Source organism: Singulisphaera acidiphila DSM 18658 (genome assembly GCF_000242455.2).
In the GTDB taxonomy this organism is placed as follows: Bacteria; Planctomycetota; Planctomycetia; order Isosphaerales; family Isosphaeraceae; genus Singulisphaera; species Singulisphaera acidiphila.
This window is the reverse complement of the sequence record NC_019892.1, coordinates 9,156,747-9,176,000: the sequence shown is the minus strand read 5'-3', so window position 1 is coordinate 9,176,000 and position 19,254 is coordinate 9,156,747. Positions and strand designations below refer to the sequence as shown.

Annotated in this window: 14 protein-coding genes; 8 read left to right on the top strand and 6 right to left on the bottom strand. The window is 64.0% G+C overall.

All coding sequences use genetic code 11. The annotated features are described in order from the left end of the window. Nucleotides 1-102 precede the first annotated feature (102 nt). The 4 genes from SINAC_RS35415 to SINAC_RS35400 all read left to right on the top strand — a co-directional run bounded on the left by SINAC_RS35415 (nt 103) and on the right by SINAC_RS35400 (nt 5,000). Nucleotides 103-1,713 carry a TolC family protein gene (locus SINAC_RS35415; RefSeq protein WP_015250348.1) on the top strand — a complete coding sequence of 537 codons (1,611 nt, stop codon included), beginning with the start codon at nt 103-105 and terminating at the stop codon, nt 1,711-1,713. 40 nt (nt 1,714-1,753) lie between these two features. Further along, entirely contained in the window at nt 1,754-2,401 is a 648-nt protein-coding gene (locus SINAC_RS35410; protein WP_015250347.1) for a hypothetical protein, read from the top strand. A gap of 294 nt (nt 2,402-2,695) precedes the next feature. Next, nucleotides 2,696-4,516 carry a hypothetical protein gene (locus tag SINAC_RS35405; RefSeq protein WP_015250346.1) on the top strand — a complete coding sequence of 607 codons (1,821 nt, stop codon included), beginning with the start codon at nt 2,696-2,698 and terminating at the stop codon, nt 4,514-4,516. 175 nt (nt 4,517-4,691) lie between these two features. Next, nucleotides 4,692-5,000, top strand: a complete 309-nt coding sequence (locus tag SINAC_RS35400; RefSeq protein WP_015250345.1) for a hypothetical protein — start codon at nt 4,692-4,694, stop codon at nt 4,998-5,000. Between the two features lie 173 nt (nt 5,001-5,173). Here SINAC_RS35400 and SINAC_RS35395 read toward each other — a convergent pair whose 3' ends face one another. Next, a complete protein-coding gene (locus SINAC_RS35395; protein WP_015250344.1) occupies nt 5,174-6,232 on the bottom strand; it encodes an isocitrate/isopropylmalate family dehydrogenase in 1,059 nt (352 codons plus the stop codon). 379 nt (nt 6,233-6,611) lie between these two features. Here SINAC_RS35395 and SINAC_RS35390 point away from each other — a divergent pair, with 379 nt between their 5' ends. The 4 genes from SINAC_RS35390 to SINAC_RS35375 all read left to right on the top strand — a co-directional run bounded on the left by SINAC_RS35390 (nt 6,612) and on the right by SINAC_RS35375 (nt 11,431). Beyond that, complete coding sequence (locus SINAC_RS35390) at nt 6,612-7,184, top strand: hypothetical protein (protein ID WP_015250342.1); 573 nt, start codon at nt 6,612-6,614, stop codon at nt 7,182-7,184. Nucleotides 7,185-7,368: 184 nt separating this feature from the next. Then, nucleotides 7,369-8,382: a diacylglycerol/lipid kinase family protein gene (locus SINAC_RS35385; protein ID WP_015250341.1), complete on the top strand. Its 1,014-nt coding sequence runs from the start codon at nt 7,369-7,371 to the stop codon at nt 8,380-8,382. Between the two features lie 148 nt (nt 8,383-8,530). Then, the gene (gene kdsA, locus SINAC_RS35380) at nt 8,531-9,370 is read left to right on the top strand and encodes a 3-deoxy-8-phosphooctulonate synthase (protein ID WP_015250340.1); all 840 of its coding nucleotides are present in this window, start codon (nt 8,531-8,533) and stop codon (nt 9,368-9,370) included. 351 nt (nt 9,371-9,721) lie between these two features. Continuing rightward, complete coding sequence (locus SINAC_RS35375) at nt 9,722-11,431, top strand: hypothetical protein (RefSeq protein ID WP_015250339.1); 1,710 nt, start codon at nt 9,722-9,724, stop codon at nt 11,429-11,431. A 128-nt stretch (nt 11,432-11,559) separates the two neighbouring features. Here the strand turns inward: SINAC_RS35375 and SINAC_RS35370 are convergent, their stop codons facing one another. The 5 genes from SINAC_RS35370 to SINAC_RS35350 all read right to left on the bottom strand — a co-directional run bounded on the left by SINAC_RS35370 (nt 11,560) and on the right by SINAC_RS35350 (nt 18,899). After that, nucleotides 11,560-12,888 (bottom strand): DUF3386 family protein, encoded by a 1,329-nt coding sequence (locus tag SINAC_RS35370; protein WP_015250338.1) that lies wholly within the window; start codon nt 12,886-12,888, stop codon nt 11,560-11,562. Nucleotides 12,889-12,991: 103 nt separating this feature from the next. After that, on the bottom strand, nt 12,992-14,737 hold the full coding sequence (locus tag SINAC_RS35365) for a sensor histidine kinase (protein WP_015250337.1): 1,746 nt from the start codon (nt 14,735-14,737) through the stop codon (nt 12,992-12,994). Then, nucleotides 14,734-15,441, bottom strand: a complete 708-nt coding sequence (locus SINAC_RS35360; protein ID WP_015250336.1) for a response regulator transcription factor — start codon at nt 15,439-15,441, stop codon at nt 14,734-14,736. The genes SINAC_RS35365 and SINAC_RS35360 overlap by 4 nt, the downstream gene beginning before the upstream one ends. 128 nt (nt 15,442-15,569) lie before the next feature. Next, nucleotides 15,570-16,691, bottom strand: coding sequence for a vWA domain-containing protein (locus SINAC_RS35355; RefSeq protein ID WP_015250335.1), 1,122 nt, complete (start codon nt 16,689-16,691; stop codon nt 15,570-15,572). Between the two features lie 75 nt (nt 16,692-16,766). After that, nucleotides 16,767-18,899 carry a HEAT repeat domain-containing protein gene (locus SINAC_RS35350; protein WP_015250334.1) on the bottom strand — a complete coding sequence of 711 codons (2,133 nt, stop codon included), beginning with the start codon at nt 18,897-18,899 and terminating at the stop codon, nt 16,767-16,769. Nucleotides 18,900-19,254 lie beyond the last annotated feature (355 nt).

The window sequence follows — 19,254 nt, the reverse complement described above, 5'->3', positions numbered from 1 at the left end:
AAGGAAACGTGTCGACCCGATGAACTTGCTTGCTTTCGCGCCGGACTTTTCGGAAGGCGGAACCGAGTCGCGGGTCGGTACGATCTTCATAAGGAGTAGCGAATGAAGTACCAACTGGGGCGATGGCGAGGGTGCGTCGCCAAGCTCTCGATCCTCGGTGGGCTGGTGCTGGCGGTCGGTGGACCGGACGCCCGCGCCCAAGGCCCGGCCGACGTTGAAGAACCGATCGGGCTTCCCGAAGGGCGGGCGAAGCTCGGCCCGGTGATCGGGGATGCCGGTATCTTGGAGGCTGGGAACGCTCCGGGAACGCAGGACAACCGGCCGATGAACGGCCGGCTCGGGGCGTCGGGCAGTAGGGCCCCCGTCGACGCCTTGAATCCGAGCCGGCCGGCCGGCGTCACGCCTCCGCCGCCGAGGTTCCGGCCCGAAACGCTTGAGCCAGCCACGGTCCCTCACTATGGCGAACTCGAGCTTCCGACCACCGACCGGGAGCGGCCGTCGGGATCGGGATTGACCCTGGACGCCGCGATCGACGGCCTGATCCGAAACAATCTGAACCTGACCGCCTTGCGGTTCGAGATCCCGATGGCTCAGGCCGACGCTCTGACGGCGGGCCTCCGTACCAACCCCGTCGTCTACGCCGATGCGCAGTTGGTCCCCTACGGCAAATACTCCAACTTGCGGCCGGGCGGTCCTCCACAGTACGATATCAACATTACCTATCCTCTCGATGTGACCCGCAAACGCAAGGCCCGGATGATCGTCGCCGAGAAGGCCACGCGCGTCACCCAGGCCCAGTTCCAGGATGCGATCCGGCTCCAGATCGACAACCTGTATACCGCCTACGTCGACGTTGCTGCGGCGGAGGAGACGCTCCGCTACAGTAAGGCCTATCGCGATGGGATTACCCGGCTGCTCACCCTCAACCAGGAACTGCTGAAGAGCGGCCAGGTCGTCAAGTCGACGATCGACGCTCTCCACTCCCAGGCCGAGCAGGCGCAGTTGCAGGTCCATGAGGCGACCCATGCCGTCAGCAAGACCGGCCGGACGATGGCCCGATTGCTGAACCTCTCCCGGGCCGACGGGGAGTCGATCCGAGTCGAGGAGCCGTTGCGCATCCTCGCGGAACTCCCCCACTCGGGTGAGTCCTTGGTCCAGCTCGCCATGGCCAATCGGCCCGACCTGATCGGTTACCGCATCGGCGTCGAACGGGCGGGGGCTGAGATCGGGCTGGCACACGCCAACCGGCTTTCCGACGTCTACGTGCTCGCCCAGCCGTACACGTTTCAGGACAATCGGCCGTTCGGCTTCAAGAGCCCGCACTCGTGGGCCGTCGGTGTCACCGTCCCGCTCCCGATCTATAACAGGAACCAGGGGAACATCCAGCGGGCCAAGATCAATGCCACGCAAACCCAGGTGGAACTTGGGGCCCTCGAACGAGAGATCGCCGACGAGGTTGACGAGTCGTTCCGGGAATTCCAACTGAGCCGCAACGCCCTGTTGGAACTGGAACGCGAGGTGATCCCCGCCTCGCGGCGGGTGCGCGACTCGGCGTACCGTCGGCTCCAGGGGGGAGAGTCCAGCGCCATCGAATACCTGGATGCGCAGAAGGACTACAACGAGGTCGTCCGCCAGTACCGCGACACGCTCGTCCGACACCGCCGTGCCATGCTCGACCTCAATACGGCCGTCGGCGTTCGCGTCCTGCCCTGACGGGTTACAATCTCACGAAAGAAAAGGAGTTCAATCCCCGATGGGTCACCATTCGCCCAGTTCTCGGCGCCGGCGGTACTGGCCTCCCTCTGTGATGAGGCTCGAAGACCGGGAATTGCCGACCGCTCCGACGCTCTACGGCCTTCTTCCTAGGCAGAGGCCGACCGTCCTCGTCTCGCAAAGTACAGCGAATGACTTGACGCCCCGTGGGCAAGCCAAGTTCGCGTTCCTCGGCCTGTTCAAGGGAACGTTCACCACGGGCCCTGCCCTTTTCACCGACCAGTCCAACCAGACCCTCTTCCGGGGGGTAGGGACCACCTCGGCGACATTGCACGGCGCTGTCCAGGCGGCCTTCTACACGCCGAAGGATCCGGCCGAGCCGACGACCGGGCTCGTGGGGGTCTTCGACAAGAACGTCGCGAACTCGGGGACTCAGGTCTTTCTGACCCTCACCGGCGACACCAGTTCGCTTGACCGCGCGGGCCGCCCCACCCGATTCACCTGGACGGCCGGCGATGGGGCGGGCGGGTACGGCGGGGCGACCGGCGAAGGGACGCTCGAGGTTCGCTATTCCCCGCGGCGCACCCCGCCCCAGGGGGGGACCAGCGCCGGTACGGGGTCGATCATCATCAAGGGCCAACTGATCACCGACAACGGTGTGAGCAACCTTCTCACGCTCAGCCCATGAGTCAGACCGGCCGGAATCGCCGCCAACGTCGCCCCTGTTGAGCCCGGTTCCGTGAAGTCGGCCTTGCCTTTTGCCGTGATCGGACGCCGGTCGAGCGCGCTCCCGCTCGGGCGTGCGTCTCGATCGCGGCAAAATGTTTGGAGTCCTGACACGAGACCTGCCCTGATACCCGAAAGGTGAGGCGAATTCGGTCGCCTGGCTCGGGTATTCACCTCACGCGACTGAGGCCTCTGGGATTAGATTGGGATGGTTTGTGTCGACCAAGAATATGGATTGGGAAGAAGTGAGGACGCGATGAGGGGCAGTTTTCGACGCGCGGTCTGGGGCCTGGCGATTTGCCTTCTCGTTTTGCCGTTCCGCGGGGCCGGTGGGGCCACGATCCGCGTGGCGTCGCCGATGACGCCTCCGGAATGGGCGCTTCTGGAGCGAGAACTGTTCCGAGCCAATACGGCGGCCTGCGAGGAGTTCTTTGCCCGGTACTTCGACGACCGGGGATACCTCGAATGCGTCGAGCGCTGGGGGGGCGACGACGGCCCGGACGACGCGATCGAGAACTGCAACGACTGGCCGCATCTCCACGCCCTGGGGGCCCCTGAGAAGGTCCTTCAAATGTACAAGAAGGCCTGGGAGGGGCACTTGCGGCAGTTCACCGAGGCCCGGACGAAACAGGTCCCCCTCGCGGTCGACGGCATGTACTACAAAGAATTCCCGGTGATGTTCGACTGGCAGCACAACGCGGAAGGGCTCTCCGTCTTCAACTTGCAGGGGCTTTCCGACCCTGGCGACGTGAAGTTCGGGCATCGCGTTCGCCGGTACGCCGGGTTCTACATGAACGAAGACCCCGGAGCGCCGAACTACGACTCGGAGCATCAGATCATCCGTAGCCTGTTTAACGGCAGCCGCGGTCCTTTGCTCCGTAGGGCCACGCCCAGGGACTGGGCCGGCGACCCGATCGAGGTCGAGAGCCGGTTCAAGCTCGGTCATGGCGAGCGCAGCTATGATGAGATGCTTGCCCACTTCCAGGAGTATACCGACATTGTCGGCGACCACCCGCTGAACCTGCTGGCGACGACCTTGGCATTGAATGCCTATATGCTCACCCACGAAGAGAAGTATCGACTGTGGCTGCTCGAGTATGTCGACGCCTGGGCCGGGCGGATGGAAGCCAACGGCGGCGTCATCCCCAGCAACATTGGCCTCGACGGCAAGATCGGGGGAGCGAGCGACGGCAAGTGGTACGGCGGAACTTATGGCTGGGCGTTCACCGTTCGGGTTCCCCAGACCGGCCTGATGGATCACCGCAACCGGGTCCATTGGTCGTTCATTGGCTTCATGAACGCCTATCTGCTGACTGGGAACGACCGCTATCTTGATCTCTGGCGCAAGCAGGCCGACGTCATCAATGCCCAGGGTAAGATGCTTGAGGGCAAGCTGTCGACGCCCCGCATGTACGGCGTCGACGGCTGGTACGCCTTCGAGCCGGGGCCGTATCAGCTCAACGCCCTTGAGATCTATTACCTGTCGATGAAGCCTGGCGACCGCGCCGCCACGGCCGGTGATCCCTGGCTCAAATACCTCGACGGCGAGGACTCCGGCTACCCGGTCCGCGTCTTGCGTGGCGATCTCTCGCGGATCCGTCAGCGCGTCGAAGGGATGCGCCGCGACTCCACCTCGCCCGATACCCGGCTGGCCGACGACCCGATGGAGTACAACCCGGCGAGCGTGACCGCCCTGATCCAGTTGATGCAAGGGGGGCTGCACATCACGCGACGGGCCTCGGTCTTGCATTGCCGCCTGCGCTATTTTGATCCGATCGCCCGCCGCGCCGGTGTTCCCGAAGACGTCGCCGCGCTCGTCGAAGCCATGACCGGCGACAGCGTGACGCTCTCGCTCGTCAACACCAGCCAGGTCGCGGAGCGGACTCTCGTCGTGCAGGCCGGGGCCTACGCCGAACACGAGTTCCACTCCGTCTCGGGACCTGGCGATACCGAGACCCCGATCAAGGACTCCACTTTCACTGTTCAGCTTGCGCCGGGGAGTGGGACTCAACTCAAGATCGCGATGAAGCGGTTCAAGAATCGGCCGACGTTGATCGCACCCTGGGATCGGCCATAGAGCGGTGGTCTTCTCGCGCGATCGGGGCGTCGCAGTCGATTGATCCATAAAGGCAGAATCTTTTTCTTGCGAATCGGCAAAGTTGACCTAGAGTGAAAAGTGAGGTGCGCTGCGCCTTTTGAGGATAAAAGCTGGGCAGGAGGTCCCCCCAGTCGAAAAAAAGGAGCGGTTCACCATGCGTAACCACTGGGCCCGGCGAGTTGCTGTCGGCTTGATTCTCGCCTTCCCGCTCCTCCTGAGTGTGGTCGCCTCTCCCACCCCGCTTTCCTTGGCTCGCGGACTCGAGGCGGCCTTGCCGATTTTAGCGGTTGAGACGGTGCTGGTCGGTGGCCTGCTCGTTGCCCGCCGCGAACGGCGACGGCTGTTGGTCGAGCTCGATGTCGCCAGGACGATGGCGACGCGAGCCGCCTCCCGCCCTTCGAGCCCCTTGGTCAAGACGAAGGCCCCCGCTTGGCGTTCCGTCTCCGGTTCGCCGGGCGTCTGAGAGCCGATACGTGCATCGGCAACAGCCCTCATGGGGCAATTCCTCTCAAGTAGGCATGTGAGAGAGGGCCCTCCGGCTCTTGGAGGTTGGGCGCGGCCCATCAGGTTTCCACGCATCGGGGCCGAGCGTGTTGAACACGCTCGGCCCCGATGCGTCGGATCGGTCGGCCTGGCTCAGGGCAGGGGAGTGGCGGGCAAATCCTTTGCCTCGGCGAGACGCCGCGCGACTTCGGCGGCGACGGCCGCGGTGAAGGAGTCGGTCGATTCCTCGCCTCCCAGGTCGCGGGTCCGAATGCCTTGGCGAAGCAGGTCGAGGGTGGTCGTTTTGACCGTGTGGCCAAGGTCAGTCTCGCCGAGCTGGTAGAGGAGCATCGAGAGGGCCAGGAAGATGGCCGTCGGATTGGCCAGATTCTTGCCGGCGATGTCGGGGGCGGTGCCGTGCGCGGCGTCGAACAGGGCGACACGGACAACAGCGGCGGCGTCGAACGCGAGGTTGGCGCTGGCACCGATGCCTAGCGAGCCGGCGAGTCCGCAGGCCATGTCGGAGAGGAAATCGCCGTACTCGTTCAGAACGAGCACGATTTGAAACCGGTCGGGGGTCATGATGACCTTGCCGAGGAGGGCGTCGAAGAGCTCGCTGTTGTGCGGGACCTCGGGAAACTGAGCGGCCACTTCCTTGGCGATGCTCTCGAACAGGCCGTCGGTTGCCTTCTGAATCGTGTACTTCGAGGCGCTGGTGACGCGCTTGTTGCCGGTCCGGCGGGCGAGGGTGAAGGCATAGCGGGCGGCCTCGCGGACCGGTCGCCGCTCGACGATCCGAAGGCTGACCGCGCCGTCGACGCCAATCATGCGGCCGGGGTCGTCGTACGTGCCTCCGGTGGCGATCCGGACGATATCGATGTCGAGCTCGCGACGGAAGTTGGTCGGTACGCCGGGGATCGTGTAAACCGGACGGTGGATGACCGAGAGGTCGAGCCGCCGCCGGAGGATGGCGTTGGGGCTCTCCTCGGCCGTCACCGTCGGATACTTCAAGGCCACCCGACTCGCTGTGACCGCCTCGACGGCTTTGTCGTAAATTTTGAGCCCTTGGGCCCTTCGGTTCTCCAAGGTCAGGTCGACCGGGACGAATTCAAGGCAGATCGGCAGCGCGTCGGCCAGAGTGTGAACGGCGCGTGACAGCTCCGGGCCGATCCCATCGCCCAGCAGTTCGGTGACCTGATACGTCGGACGCATGGTCGGCAAGGCCCTCATTAAAAGACTCGATCCGTGGTTGATTCCACGGACAATAGTTGCCGCGTCGCTCCCTTGGGCTGTTTAAGTCTCTGATTGTAGGGAGTTGGTCCGAAGTGCGTCAAACGCGATGCAATCATTGAGGATGGTAAAGAAGGTGTAGCCCTCGAATTCGGTGTGGCTGGCGGATTGATTGGATCCGAGAGACTTGGCAAGTTGGAAAGACGGGGGGTATATTGGGGTATGTCGCGTCAGTCGGCTCGAGGCGCATGGCCTTTTCAGTGCGTCACGTCCCATTTTATTTTTCCTAACGGCCCCTGAGCCATCCGCGCGGCGCGAAACCGGTTGAGATTTCGACTCCGCGAAAGGCAGGAGAGGTCCGATGTCCACAGCGGGGAAAGTCCTAGTCGTCCTGGTCTTACTGCTCCTGCCCGTCTGGATCATCCTGGTCTCGGCGGTTGCCACTCTGAATATGGAGTGGACCCAGGCGCTGGCCAAGCAAACGCAGCAAATCGAGACTCTTGAGGCCGATGTGGCCAAGAACCAGCGTGCCATCGCGGATTTCCAGGATAAGATCACCCTGGAGCAGTTGGCCTCTGAAGAAGAACAGACCGTCCTCCGCTCCAAACTCGCTGACGTCGAGCGTGCCAAGGCTGAGGTGATTGAGGTCCAGACCTCCGTTCAGGTTCAACTCGCGACGCTTCAGCAAGCGGTTGCCAAAGCTCAAGTGGCTCGCGTTGACCGAGACAAAGAGCAGCAGAATGAGACTGCGGGCTTGGCCGCGGCCAGGGCGTCCGTCGACGAGCTCAAGGCTGCGAATTCCGCGCTTTTGAATGAATTGACGCAACTGCGTGAGGAATTCAAGTCGCTTCTCGAGTCAAATAAGACTGTGGTTGAACGGATCATCAAGGGCAAGACGCGACAGGTCGTGCGACCTGCCTCGTTCGTTCGTTGACGTTGAATCTGCAATTGCCCAAGAATCCACGGCCCGAACTTCTTTGGAACCGGTCCGATGGCCTATTGCTGATCGCTTCAAAGGACGTGGCACCAAGTTGACGCCGAGGGGGACCTGTGGCTAGCCTGCAAGGTCCCTCATGCGCGTGGTGTTCCAGCAAAGGTCTGTTCGGGAAGGCGGCGGGATGACCGAGGGCGTTGAGCCTGGACTTGCGATCGGGCACGAGGCCCGCTCCGGTGCGATCCGCTCCAACGGTGAAGGTGTAGGATCGGACCAGCCCTGGGTTGGGATCGCGGCCAATCCAGGGTCGGGTCGAGGCCGAGGTCGTCGGCAAGTGGAGCGGCTGCAAGCCGAGCTGGAGCGGCTCGGCTTGAGCACGCGAGTCGCCTGGTCGCTGCCGGATCGAGCGGTGTTGGTGGCGGAGTCGGCGGCTGATCCGCATTGCCGTTGCCTGGTGGCGGCGGGGGGCGATGGCACGGTGGCCGCCCTGGTCAACGAACGTCCGGCCGTACCGATCACCGTCCTGCCGGCGGGGACGGAGAACCTGTTCGCCCGCCATTTCCGGCTCGACCGCAACCCTGCCCGCCTTGCCTCGATCATTGCGGCCGGCGCGGTCGCCCAACTCGACCTTGGCCTCACGGCGACGCGTCGGTTCACCTTGATGGCGGGTATCGGCTTCGATGCCGATGTCGTCGCCCGGCACCACTCGACCCGCGTTGGCCGAGCGGGTGTGGCCCGGCCTACGCACCGAGGTGCCTATGTCGAGTCGGTGCTTCGGTCGAGCCTGGAGTATCGCTTTCCCCGCTTGACGGTGTCGATCACCGACCCGGGCGCTGAGGAGACGTTGGTCGGCGCGACCGCCTTCATCTTCAACCTTCCACGCTACGCGCTGGGGCTTCCGTTCGCCCCCACGGCCCGTGGCGATGATGGTTGGCTCGACCTGGTCGTCTTTCGTAATGCCGGGCCGCTTCAGTCGTTGCGCTACTTGTGGATGGTCCTTCGAGGTATCCATCTCGATCGCGATGGAGTCGAGCACCGGCGGTTCCGCCGCGTGGTCGTGACTTCGGCCGAGACGGTTCCGGTCCAGCTCGACGGCGATCCGGGGGGATCCGTCTCGCCGGAAGGCCACCCTGATGGCGTCTGGTCGGTCGAAGTGCTCCCCAACGCGCTCGAGGTTCTTGTGCCGGACGGTGGTTGAGCTGAAAGGGGAAGACGGCCTTGGTTCGGGTCGTCATCCGGACCGGTTCGCGATAAGATCGGCCCGGACGCCGGCCGGACCGTTGCGGCACGGGTCGGAGCGGAGGGACGACCGCCGTTGCTTTGCCTCAGCCCAGGGAGGGAGTGCCGTGGCCTCATTGAACCCCGTGTCGGTCGGTCAGGTTGAGATTGGTCGGGGCCGCCCCTTGGCCCTGATCTGTGGTCCTTGCGTGATGGAGCCGAACGACCTGACCCTGGTGATCGCGCGGCGGCTGGTCGAGGTCTGCGGGGCCCTGGGGGTCCCCTTGATCTTCAAGGCGTCGTTCGACAAGGCGAACCGGACCTCGAAATCCAGCTACCGAGGCCCCGGGATCGACGACGGGCTGAAGGTCTTCGAGCGAGTCAAGGCCGAGACGGGTCTGCCGGTGACGACCGATGTTCACGAGTCGCAACAGGCCGCGCCGATTGCCAAAGTGGTGGACCTGCTGCAAATCCCCGCCTTCCTGGCGCGGCAGACCGACTTGCTGGAGGCGGCGGCGGCGACCGGCCGGCCGATCAACGTCAAGAAGGGGCAGTTCATGGCCCCCTGGGACATGAACAATGTTGTGGCCAAGATCACGTCCCAGAGTCGTTCGGGCGTGCTCCTGACCGAACGGGGGACGACATTCGGCTACGGCCGGCTGGTCAACGACTTCCGGGCGATTCCGCAGATGCAAGCGACCGGCGCTCCGGTGGTCTTCGACGCCACCCACTCGGTGCAGTTGCCAAGCGCCGGGGAAGGCGGGACCGTGACGGCGGGCGAACGCGAGATGGTGCCGTACCTGGCCAAGGCCGCCGTGGCCGCAGGGTGCGATGCCCTCTTCCTGGAGGTCCACCCCCGCCCCGACGAGGCGCTCTCGGACGGCCCGAATGCGCTCCGACTCGATGACCTGGCCGGTCTCCTGCGGACCTGCTTGCGAATTCGCGCGGCCATCTCGGTCGACGAGTAACCTGTCTTCGCCTGAAGTTCTGTTGACCTGACCGATGAAGCTTTTGGATTTCCGCCCGCCTCTTTCTCGCCGCCACGGCCGAACCGTGGCGCGCCGAGGCACGTAGTCAGGGAAAATGGCCGGTGCGACCGGTATCGGTCTCGCCGCGCCCACCGTTCTTCCGCAACAATGGAGCGATGGGACAGTCTTGAGCGAGTTCCGGATCCTCATCCCTCTCCATTGATTGTCCGTGTCATTGGTTTTATACCGGTTCAGTTCGTCGGTCGGCCACCTTGGCCTGGCCGGGCTGTCGTTCTCCGTCGAGCGACCGCTCCGCGATCGAGACTTATCGGCGGATCAGGAGTCATCCCCTTGAAGTGGCGTCTCAGTCTCCTGGCTGTCCTCACCTGCCTGGCCTCGACGTGGGCCGGATGCGATTACTCCACGACCGAGTTACCGCCTGCCGCGAACAGCAGCATTGCCACGAACACCGAGGGTGAGCAGGTTGCGTCCTCGAGCGAGTCCAGCTTCAACGACATGAAGCCGACGATTCTCGAAAGCGTGATCAGTCTGATCCAGACGGCGGCCTTGAAGCCGGGCGGCGATAATTTCAAGCTGGCCGTGCTCAAGTTGAACACCTACTTCGAGGATATTCCCCGGTCCCAATTCGCCTTGGAACCCACGGTTCGCGACTACTTGAAGGCAGCGAAACTGCCCGAGCAGGTCATGGCTGGGTTTGAGCGGACCACGTTCGAGATGCCCGACTCGCGGCACCTCGAAGACTGCATGCTCTATCACGGGATCGCCACGCGGATTGGCGGCAATGGCGACGACCTGACCCGGGTCCGCCGCGTGTTCGATTGGATGGTCCGCCAGGTCCAGCTCGCGCCGGCCGGAACGCTCGCCGCCCCGGGGCTTCCCCAGGCGCAGGTTCGCCCGTATGACATGCTCCTGCGTGGGATGGCGACCGAGGCGGACGGAGGCTGGTCCGAGCGGGGCTGGCTCTTCATGTCCCTCTGCCGGCAACTCGGGGTCGACGTTGCCCTGCTGACCTATCAGCCGAAGGATGTCGAGGTGCCGAACACCTGGATCTGTGCGGCCCTGATTGACGGCAAGCTCTATCTCTTCGATCCCCGGCTCGGCATCGAGATCCCCGGACCTGGCGGCAAGGGGGTCGCCACGCTCGATGAAGCCCTGGCCGATCCCGAGGTGCTTGGCCGGCTCAACGTTCCGGGGGCTCCGGCCTACCGTCCCTCGCACGAGTTGCTGGCGGCGAGCACGACCAAGATCGGCGCCTTGCTCGACTCGAGCCCGGGCTACTACGCACCTCGGATGCTTCTGTTGGAGAAGAGCCTGCCGGGCAAGTATCAGACGGTTCTCTACCGCGACCCGGTCGATGAGAGCAAGAAATTCACCAAGGCCCTCGGCGCTCGGGCCGGGGAGGTCACCCCTTGGCCCTTGCCGCTGATGGTCGAGACCATGCTCTTCACCAGCGGAGAGTTCGTCCAGGCGACCCAGCACGCCCTCTTCCTGTTCCGACCGGAGTTCCCCTTGCTCTACGCCCGGATTAAGCAACTCCGAGGTGAGTTGCCCGAGGCTGTGAGCGACTACATGACGTTCCGCTTTGTTGAGCGACCGCTCCTGATGGATAGGAAAACGCCAATGCCTCAGGAGGTCCAGCAAGCCCTGGACATGTACTCCACCTATTTCCTCGGGCTGGCTCATCTCGAGCAGGACGACCTCGGTAAGGACAAGAAACACCTCGAACGGGCCGAACTGTTCTTCAAAGCCACCCTCAAGGATCTCCCCGCCCCTGGTCCTCGGCAGCCTTACTACCACATGTTCCGTTGGGGGGCGCAGAGCAACCTGGGGCGTCTGAACGAGGCTCAAGGTGATTTGGAGTCGGCCGTGGCCTATTACTCCGAGGCCGATCCGACCGCCCAGCACCAAGGCAATTTGCTTCGCGCTCGCGACTTGATCCTGAACGATCCGTTCTCTCCGCTGCCGGCCCCCTTGTCGTCGGCTCCGGCGTCCACGCCGAATGCTCCGCCCGAATTCCTTAAGAGAAGCGAGGCGAATTAGGACGCCGACATTGGCGGACCCGGTGGGCTCGCCACCGAAGTCGACCCAATTCCCCTGGGATCGTGGGCGATCCGCCTACAGTCCCAGGGGGATTTCGAGAGATTCTGATCGGATTATCCGTTGTCTTTTTAGTTCGCCTTCAACAGCTCATGCTCGGAAAGCGTGACGCTTCGGACAGAGAACCCGCCCCCCGACGCGTTGCTCGTCGTGTGCGAGACCGGTAAGTCCCACGAGCCGATGCGCTGCCAGCGTTCCTGGACGGTTTCGACCCGGTCGAGACCGCCGGTGATGGCGTCCCAATGGTGAACGACATAGCTGTGCGGCAAGAACTTGCCCTCGGCGTTCTGGTCGTTGTCGAGAACGGTAATGGTCATGTGTTTCGGCCCGATGCGGCGGTTGACCACCCTGATTTGCCGATCCTTGATGCGATAGCTTGACGCGAACCGGCCCCCGTCGAAGGTCAGGAGCCGGCCGAGCGGATGGTCTTCCCGATCGTCGGCGAAGCGGAGGACCGGCTTATCCTCAGGGCCGGCGGAGTTGTCGGCCGCTTCGGCTCGGCGGTGCATGGCGAGCGACTCGAACTGCTCCTTGAGCCAAGGGCGGGCGACCGGGTCGTCAACCTTCAACTCGACCTTGCCGTCGGCCAGAAACCGGACCGTTCCGGAAAAGGGGCGGCCGTTGGATTCACCGGCCAGTTGGGCGGAGAAACCGGGGAAGTCTTTCCACTGGGCACGAGCGGCCAGGGCCTGCTCGAAGAGGGAGACGGCCTCGGGGTCGGCCTGCCGAGAGCCGAGCGGCCAGGTGAAGGCGAGTGTGGCGAATTCGCGGATCTCCTCGTAGGACTTGCCCCCAATCTCTCCCGATCGCTTGGTCGTGTCGCGTGCGTAGATCGAATAGGGGCCCGGGGCGGGGGGAGTCCAGACCGCCGTTCCGTCAGGCCCCGCAGTAGCCTCCGACTCGGTCAGGTCGGCGTCCACCGCGTGGAAGACCACGCCTGGCACGGGCTTGCCTTGCTTGAGCAGGACCAGGTGAATCTTGTCCCCCTCAAGCTTGCCCATAATCTCGAGCGGGATCTCCTCGCGTGCCGTCATCCGGTTGAGTTCGCCGGGATCGCCCGCGATCGCCTTGGGATAGTAGCGGAGCAGGAACGGGACCTCCTTGGGCCGGGCCAGAACCCCGTATTCGCATGCCCCCACGACCGACAGGGTCTCTGAGCTTGGCAAGGAAGCACGGAGCCGGTCGACCCCTTCGCGGACCTCGAGCGGCTTGAATGACCTCGGGGCCGTCTGAACCCAGAGTTTCGTACCGGCGACTTTGGTGACGAACTTCGGGTCGCCCGCCTCCGCCTGCTCGCTGAAGTAGACCTCGGCTGCCTGCCCGGCCTCGGCCGCCGGGCCAATCCGAATGAACAGGAAGTGGGCGCAAACGGTCATCACGAAGGGCAATAATGTGAGCATGAGAATGGCATCCTCATTCAGGCAGTCCCGATGCGATCATCCCAATAAGGGGGAAACTCGCGTCAGCCTACCCGTCGGGACGGCGGTGGGCAATCGTCCGTCGTCATGCCTCGATGGGGAGCGTGAGCACGAAACCGACCCCGTCCGGGCCGTTCTGTCCGAGCCGCAAATCGCCCCCCAGGGCTCGGGCGAGGCGCCTGCTGAGGGCCAGCCCCAGGCCCACGCCAGGCGCGGAATGGGCGGCGTCGTGGGCCGATTTCGAGAACGGGCGGAACAAACGTCGGATCGCTCGTTCCGGCAGGCCCGGCCCGTGGTCTCGGACCGTTACCGTGAGTTTCGCATGCGCGACCGCGAACTTCAGCTCGATGCGCCGATCCCCCGAGCTGTTGGCGTACTTTGCGGCGTTGTCGACGAGGTTCGACAGGATCTGCTCGACGAGCGAGACGTCGGTCCGGATTCGGACGTCGGGGAGGTCGTGGTCAACGACAAGCTCCATACCGCCCCGATCGGCTCGGGCGGCCAGCGCCGGCTGAATGCGAACGCTCAGGTCAGCAACGGCGAGGCGATCGCGGCGGTCGATCGACCGACCCCGCTCAATGCAGGCGAAGGACAGAACGTTCTCGACAAGGTGGCCCAGCCGCTCGGACTCGGTGCGGAGGGTCTGCAAGTAGGAGGCCTGAGTCTCAGGGTCGCTGACCATCCCCTCCGCGAGCATCTCAGTGTAGAGCTGGAAGGTCGTCAGCGGCGTTCTCAGCTCGTGGGTCACGGCCGAGACGAACGTTCCGCGCCGCTCACTCAAGGAGAGCGCCCCACCGAGTAAGAGGGCAACGGCCCCCGTGGTGAGGATCAGGCAGGCCCAGGTGATCCCGAGCGCGAGGCGAATCGGCGACCACGACGTCGGGACGTCCGCCTCAGCCGGCCGCATCACCAACCGGGCGGGTAACGCGGCGAGTCGGCGGGTCGGCGCTTGATCGTCGGCTTGCACCGGTTCAAGGGTTGCGTTCGGCACCAGGTCGACGACGCTTCCCAGCAGTTCGGCGCGAATGGCCTCCCAATTCAGCCAGCAGCCTTGGAGGAAGGTCGTTGGGCCGACACGGACCCGGCGTCCCAGGATCAGGGACTTGTCAATCCAGGCGGCCTCCATCGGGGCTTGCAAGACGGGCACCGTGGTTGCGAGCGGTGGCTCGGGTGCAACGGTCTGGGCTTTTGTTTTGTTTAGAAAGCGCATCATGTACTCGGTTGAGCTGCGCGATTGCCGGGCCTGGTCGGTCGCGGTCTGATCGGGAAACATGCTGAAAATATCTTTCGATGCGATGGAGGGGGCTGGCTCCGTCGGGCAGCACATGGCCATCGCCGGTTCGCTCACCAAGCCTCTCAAGAGGGCGAGTTGGCGGGCCGCGGCGTCCAGACGCTCGGGAGGGAGGAACCGCGACTCGGCGAGGGCGCGCATGTTGCCCTCGGGGACTTGTGGGGAGTTCAGACGGCCGTCGGGACCGAACTGAAAATGGAGGAGGATCCGTGGCGATGTGTAGGTAAGCAAGGGAGAAGCGACCAGCACGTCCCCCTTATTCACGGCCTCGAGCATGTGCGTATAAGCACGCTCGGTGGGATAGAACGAACTGTAGGTGAAATAGGGTCGCATTCCCTCTTCGGCGATGAGTGGCGCCAGCGCCGAATCCATCCGCCATAATGCGAGCTGCAAGTCTTCATCGAGGGCCGCCTGCCGTCGGATCCGCGACTCGGCGCGTTCCAACTCCAGGGCCATTGCACCCACTCGGGTCATTGCAAGAGCGGCCAGGGTGACGCAGAGGCCGTACGCGAGCCAGATCCAGCCGGGATGCTTCCTCATGGGGTCACGCCCCCGGCATGAAGCATGTAGCCAAGTCCACGCACCGTCAGGATAATCCGTGGCCGTACCGAGTCGTCGCGCAGCTTCTCGCGAAGGCGGGCCACGTGCATGTCGATCGTCCGGGTCGTGATCCCTGCTGGGTCGAGCCCCCAGACTTGAGCGAGGATCTCCTCGCGAGAGATCACCCGTTCCGTGTGGCTGGCGAGGTAGAGGAGGAGCTGATTTTCTCGCTCGGAAAGGTCGCTGCGTTCGCCATTGTCGAACCGCACCTCGCGCCGCTCCAGATCGGCCAGGCCCCCGATGAATTTGACCCGGCGGATGCCTGGCGGCCGACCGGGCGATCGCCTCAGGACGGCTTCAACCCGTGCCAGCAGTTCGCGAATACTGAATGGCTTGATGATGTAATCGTCCGATCCGGAAGACAATCCTCGCACGCGGTCATCTTCCGAGGCGCGGGCCGTCAGGACGATCACAGGCAGGGTCGGCCGGGCCAGACGGACCGCGCGGAGGATGTCCAGCCCATCGCGCCCGGGCAGAACAAGGTCGAGCAAAAGGAGGTCGCAATCGGCGTCGAGAGCCGTGCGACAGCCCACGAGACCGTCGCTCGCCTCCAATGTGGCATATCCGGCGAACGCCAGGGCGTCGATCAAGCCCCGGCGAATCGCCGGATCATCCTCGATGACCAGGACTTTCTTTGAACTCATGGGACATCTTCGACAATGATCGTTGCCGGCTGCGCCGGGTTCTGAACAGGACCCGGCGCACCCGGATTTCTACGAAAGCATGGGCTAGTGCAAAAGATGAGCTGATTTTCAGTAGAGACTGGCAAGGCTTACTCGAACCGGATGTTGGCGCGGGCCGCTTGCTCGCGGACGGCCTTGAGGATCACCGTGTCAAGCGTCTCCTCGTTTGCAGCCGCCTGCTTCTTCCGCTCGGCGGCCAGGAACGCCTCACGCTCCCTGTGGAGGGAGAGGATGCGTTTTTGTACCGTCTCACGCTGGGCGCACTTGTCGTTGACGCAGGCCAGACGCTCGGCTTTGCTGAGCTTGCGAAGATCCTCCGGTAGGTCGTCGTCTTTCAGGTCGTCGAGCTTGCACTTGCCGGTCTTGATTGCATCGATCAGGTCCCATGTGTCGTTGCAGTAGACATTCAAGGAACTCTTCGAGACCGCGCGCGAGGCAAGGACGCTGGGGGACACCGTGCTTGCATTGGCATCCTGCGCCGCCTGTCGCGATTGACCCTCGCGACCCATTCTACCATAAGGGATGTAGGTCTTGTTCAAGTCGAAGCCCAGTCGCGCGATCTCACCGTCCTGCGGGCAGGGGATTGTCACGACCTTGTGGTTGTGGTCGATGCTCATGTACCGGCCGTCGGCCAGCACGGCCCCGGCGCTCCAGCCTGTCTGTTCGCCCTCCGAATTCGGGCCGCAGAAGATCGTGTTAACGATGATCCCCTTCTTGATCGCTCCGCGGCAGGCCCCGTGGTAGTCCACAGAACCTTGGGTGAACGGCTCGTTGCCCGCGATGAAGATTGCCTTGTAGACGTCGTCCGACCGACTCCAGGTGAGCTGGCCGGTGGCGTCGCGGATGACCTGCCCGCAGAACTCGCTTCCCCCTCGGGTCTTCAAGGCGAACAGCTTCTCCGAGACCATGTCGAGGTCGTCGGTCAGGGGCACGACCATGCGGACGAAGCCTTCCTGAGCCGGCAGGTTATCGTTGCCGTACTCGTAGAGCGCAACCTCGATCGAGGCGGGCCGCCCATCGCGCTTCGCGTGGATGAACTCATTGACAACACTCCAGAGCTGACTCTTCGCCTGGTCGATTAGGCCGTCCATGCTGTTGCTCGTGTCGAGCAGGAGGGCGATCTGGACCGCCGGCCCCTTCGCCTCCGCGACTCCGAGGAGACCGAGCCAGCCGGATACCGCAAATGCTGCGATTGTCAGGATGCGCTTCATGGGTCATCTCTCCCTTTGGGCTGAGGTTTGTCCTATGACATTGCAGGTTCATTCAGACGTGAGTGGGATGATTGGTCATTGCGGGTTCAGCTTGACCTTTCGTGTGGCCAGGAGTTTCTCGATCCGCAGCAAGAGCGCGCTGTCTTCGAGACTTCCATCCTGGACCGCGGCAATGAGGGCCGTATCCAGGCGGGGGTCGTTCAGCGCGACCAACGATTCCAGGGCTGTCCCGCGTACGGCTTGCGAAGCGTCAGGGTCGGCCACGAGCGCGGCGAGCCGGTCACGGACTTCGTTGGAGCGGGCCTCGGGCCCGGCCAGAAGCTTGCCGGCGGCGCGGGCGGCTGCGATGACCACCGGGTCGTTCCGGGACCCGAGGCCGTCGAGGACGAGCGGAAGTGCCTTGATGATTTGCAGGTCGCCCAGCGCGATCAGGGCAGGGGCCGTCAACGGGTTCTTCCGCCCCGCCAGCTCCAATAGCTGAGGCGCGATGTCGGCCTGACCGAGCCGGCCGAGCGCCCGGATTGCGGCGGCATTCCAGCCGAGGTCGTGGCTGCTTTCCCAGATTTTCCTCAACTCGGGGACGGCCTTTGGCTCTTGGATCGCGGCCAGCGCCTCGACGGCCGCGTCCTGGAGCTCTGGTGCCGACATATGCTCGATCGCGTACGGATAGCCTTCACGGAAGCCGTGTCGGCCGAGGAATTCCGCCAGTTGAAGCTTGCGGAGCAGGTTTGCCTCCTCCTTCAGATGGGGCGAGAGCAGGCTTGCCGCTTCGTTCGTGTCGATCCGCCTCAACGCTTCACTCGCTTGCCAGCGGACGTCGCCAAACTGCGGGTTGAGCAGGCCGCTCAGGGCAAGGTTGAGGCGTGGGTCGGCCACCTTGACGCAGGCCGTGGCGAAGGCGAGTTGTTCGCCGTAGTTCTCGAGCCGAGCCGAGGCTTCGACAAGCGCCGGAGCGGCCATGTCACGTGGCAGTTCACCGAGAAGAGCAAGCTCGTCCGTGATTCCAAGTCCCGCGTCCGACTTACTCATAAGTCGCTTCACAAGGCGGCGAGCAGCCTCCTGGGGGGCGAGCACACCCAATGCCTGGCCCGCGGCTGTCTGGATTTCGGCGGGAGCGTCAAGTGGCAGTTGATCGAGGTATGCTTCGATCGCGTCACTCTGGTCGGTGCGGCCACTCCGGCCGATGGCCCGAAGCCGCGCCCCGTGTTCGGCGAACGTCGCTGCCGCGCGGTCGGCTCGGAGCCACTCAAGGGCCGGCTCGACGCGACGGGCCGATTCACCTGCCGCACCCAGCGCATCGAACGCGGCGACGCGCACGCTCAGGTCAGGGCCGGTGGCGGCGAGCGCGGCGACGATGGTCTTTACCGCCCGCTCGCGCAACTCGCCCTGCTGGAGATAGTCGGCCTCAAGCAGCGCGGCCAGTGTCTTGATCGTGACCTCGCGGATCTCGGGGGAGGGATCGTCCAGGAACCGCGAGGCGATCACCAGGGCATTGGGCGTCTGCGCTCCGATCAGGGCCCGACGGCGCAAGGAGAGGAGCAGGGGGGCGGCATCCCGATCCTTGGCCTTGCCGAGGGCGCTGAGTAGTGTTGCCACCTTGGCTGCGCGATCTTGTTTCTGGGTTACGGTGATCAGGGCCTCGACGGCGGCAAGCAGAGGGTCGGCCTGGTCGCGAAGCCGCGGAATCGACTGCTCGAGCGAAACGGCCCTGTTGCAGTTGAAGTATCCCGGCCCTTGGCGTCCCAGCAGGAGGAGCAGTAATTGCCCAGGTTCGAGCCGCTCGGCCCCGCCGGCGAACTGCTGGATTCCCAGATCCTGGCCGGTGAGCAGCAGCGAGTCGCGGGCGAAGATTCCCTTGATCGTGCGAACCGGTTCGAACCGGAATTGCTGGGTGACGACCTCGGTCTTGCCGCCGTATACAAGCTTGGACTCGGTCATGTCCACCAGCCTCACGACCAGGATCAACTCGGCCTGCATGATCGGGGCCTCGAGGTCGAGGATCCCTTGCTTGGCGGGACGACGGGTCGGTGCCGCCCCCCGGTTTGTGGTCGGGGCGGCGGTTGTGGACTTGGGCTCTTCTTTGGGAGGAGCGGGGTCCTGAACCGCGAATCCGCGGTTCGCAGCCGCCGTCATGAGAATCATGATGGTCGAGACAAAGGCGATGAGCGTGGCGATCCACGGGACCTTTGACTTGGTCTTGGCCAACATGGCGATTTCCTTGAATTAGAATTCGAGAATGCGTGCGTCAGCCCGCCTGACCGTGCCACGGCCTCTCGTGCTATACGATGCCCGCTGCTATGTGACGGGGATCGTGCTTTCGTAGGTATCCTACGGGCAATGGGCCGATTCGTGTGTCACAGCTCTGTAACATCACGTTACGAAGAGGCCGTCCCGCGGGCTGGACGCCCTGCTCGATTGCTTCAGCATGGATCGCGCCCACTGGAGCATGGATAAGTACCGTAAGGCCGTTCCGAATCAGCAGATTTCTTGGAGCCCCGAAGGGGCGGACGTCAATAGCCAGGGGCGCAAGCCCTTATCCTTACCAAGAACATTCGTACAGAAT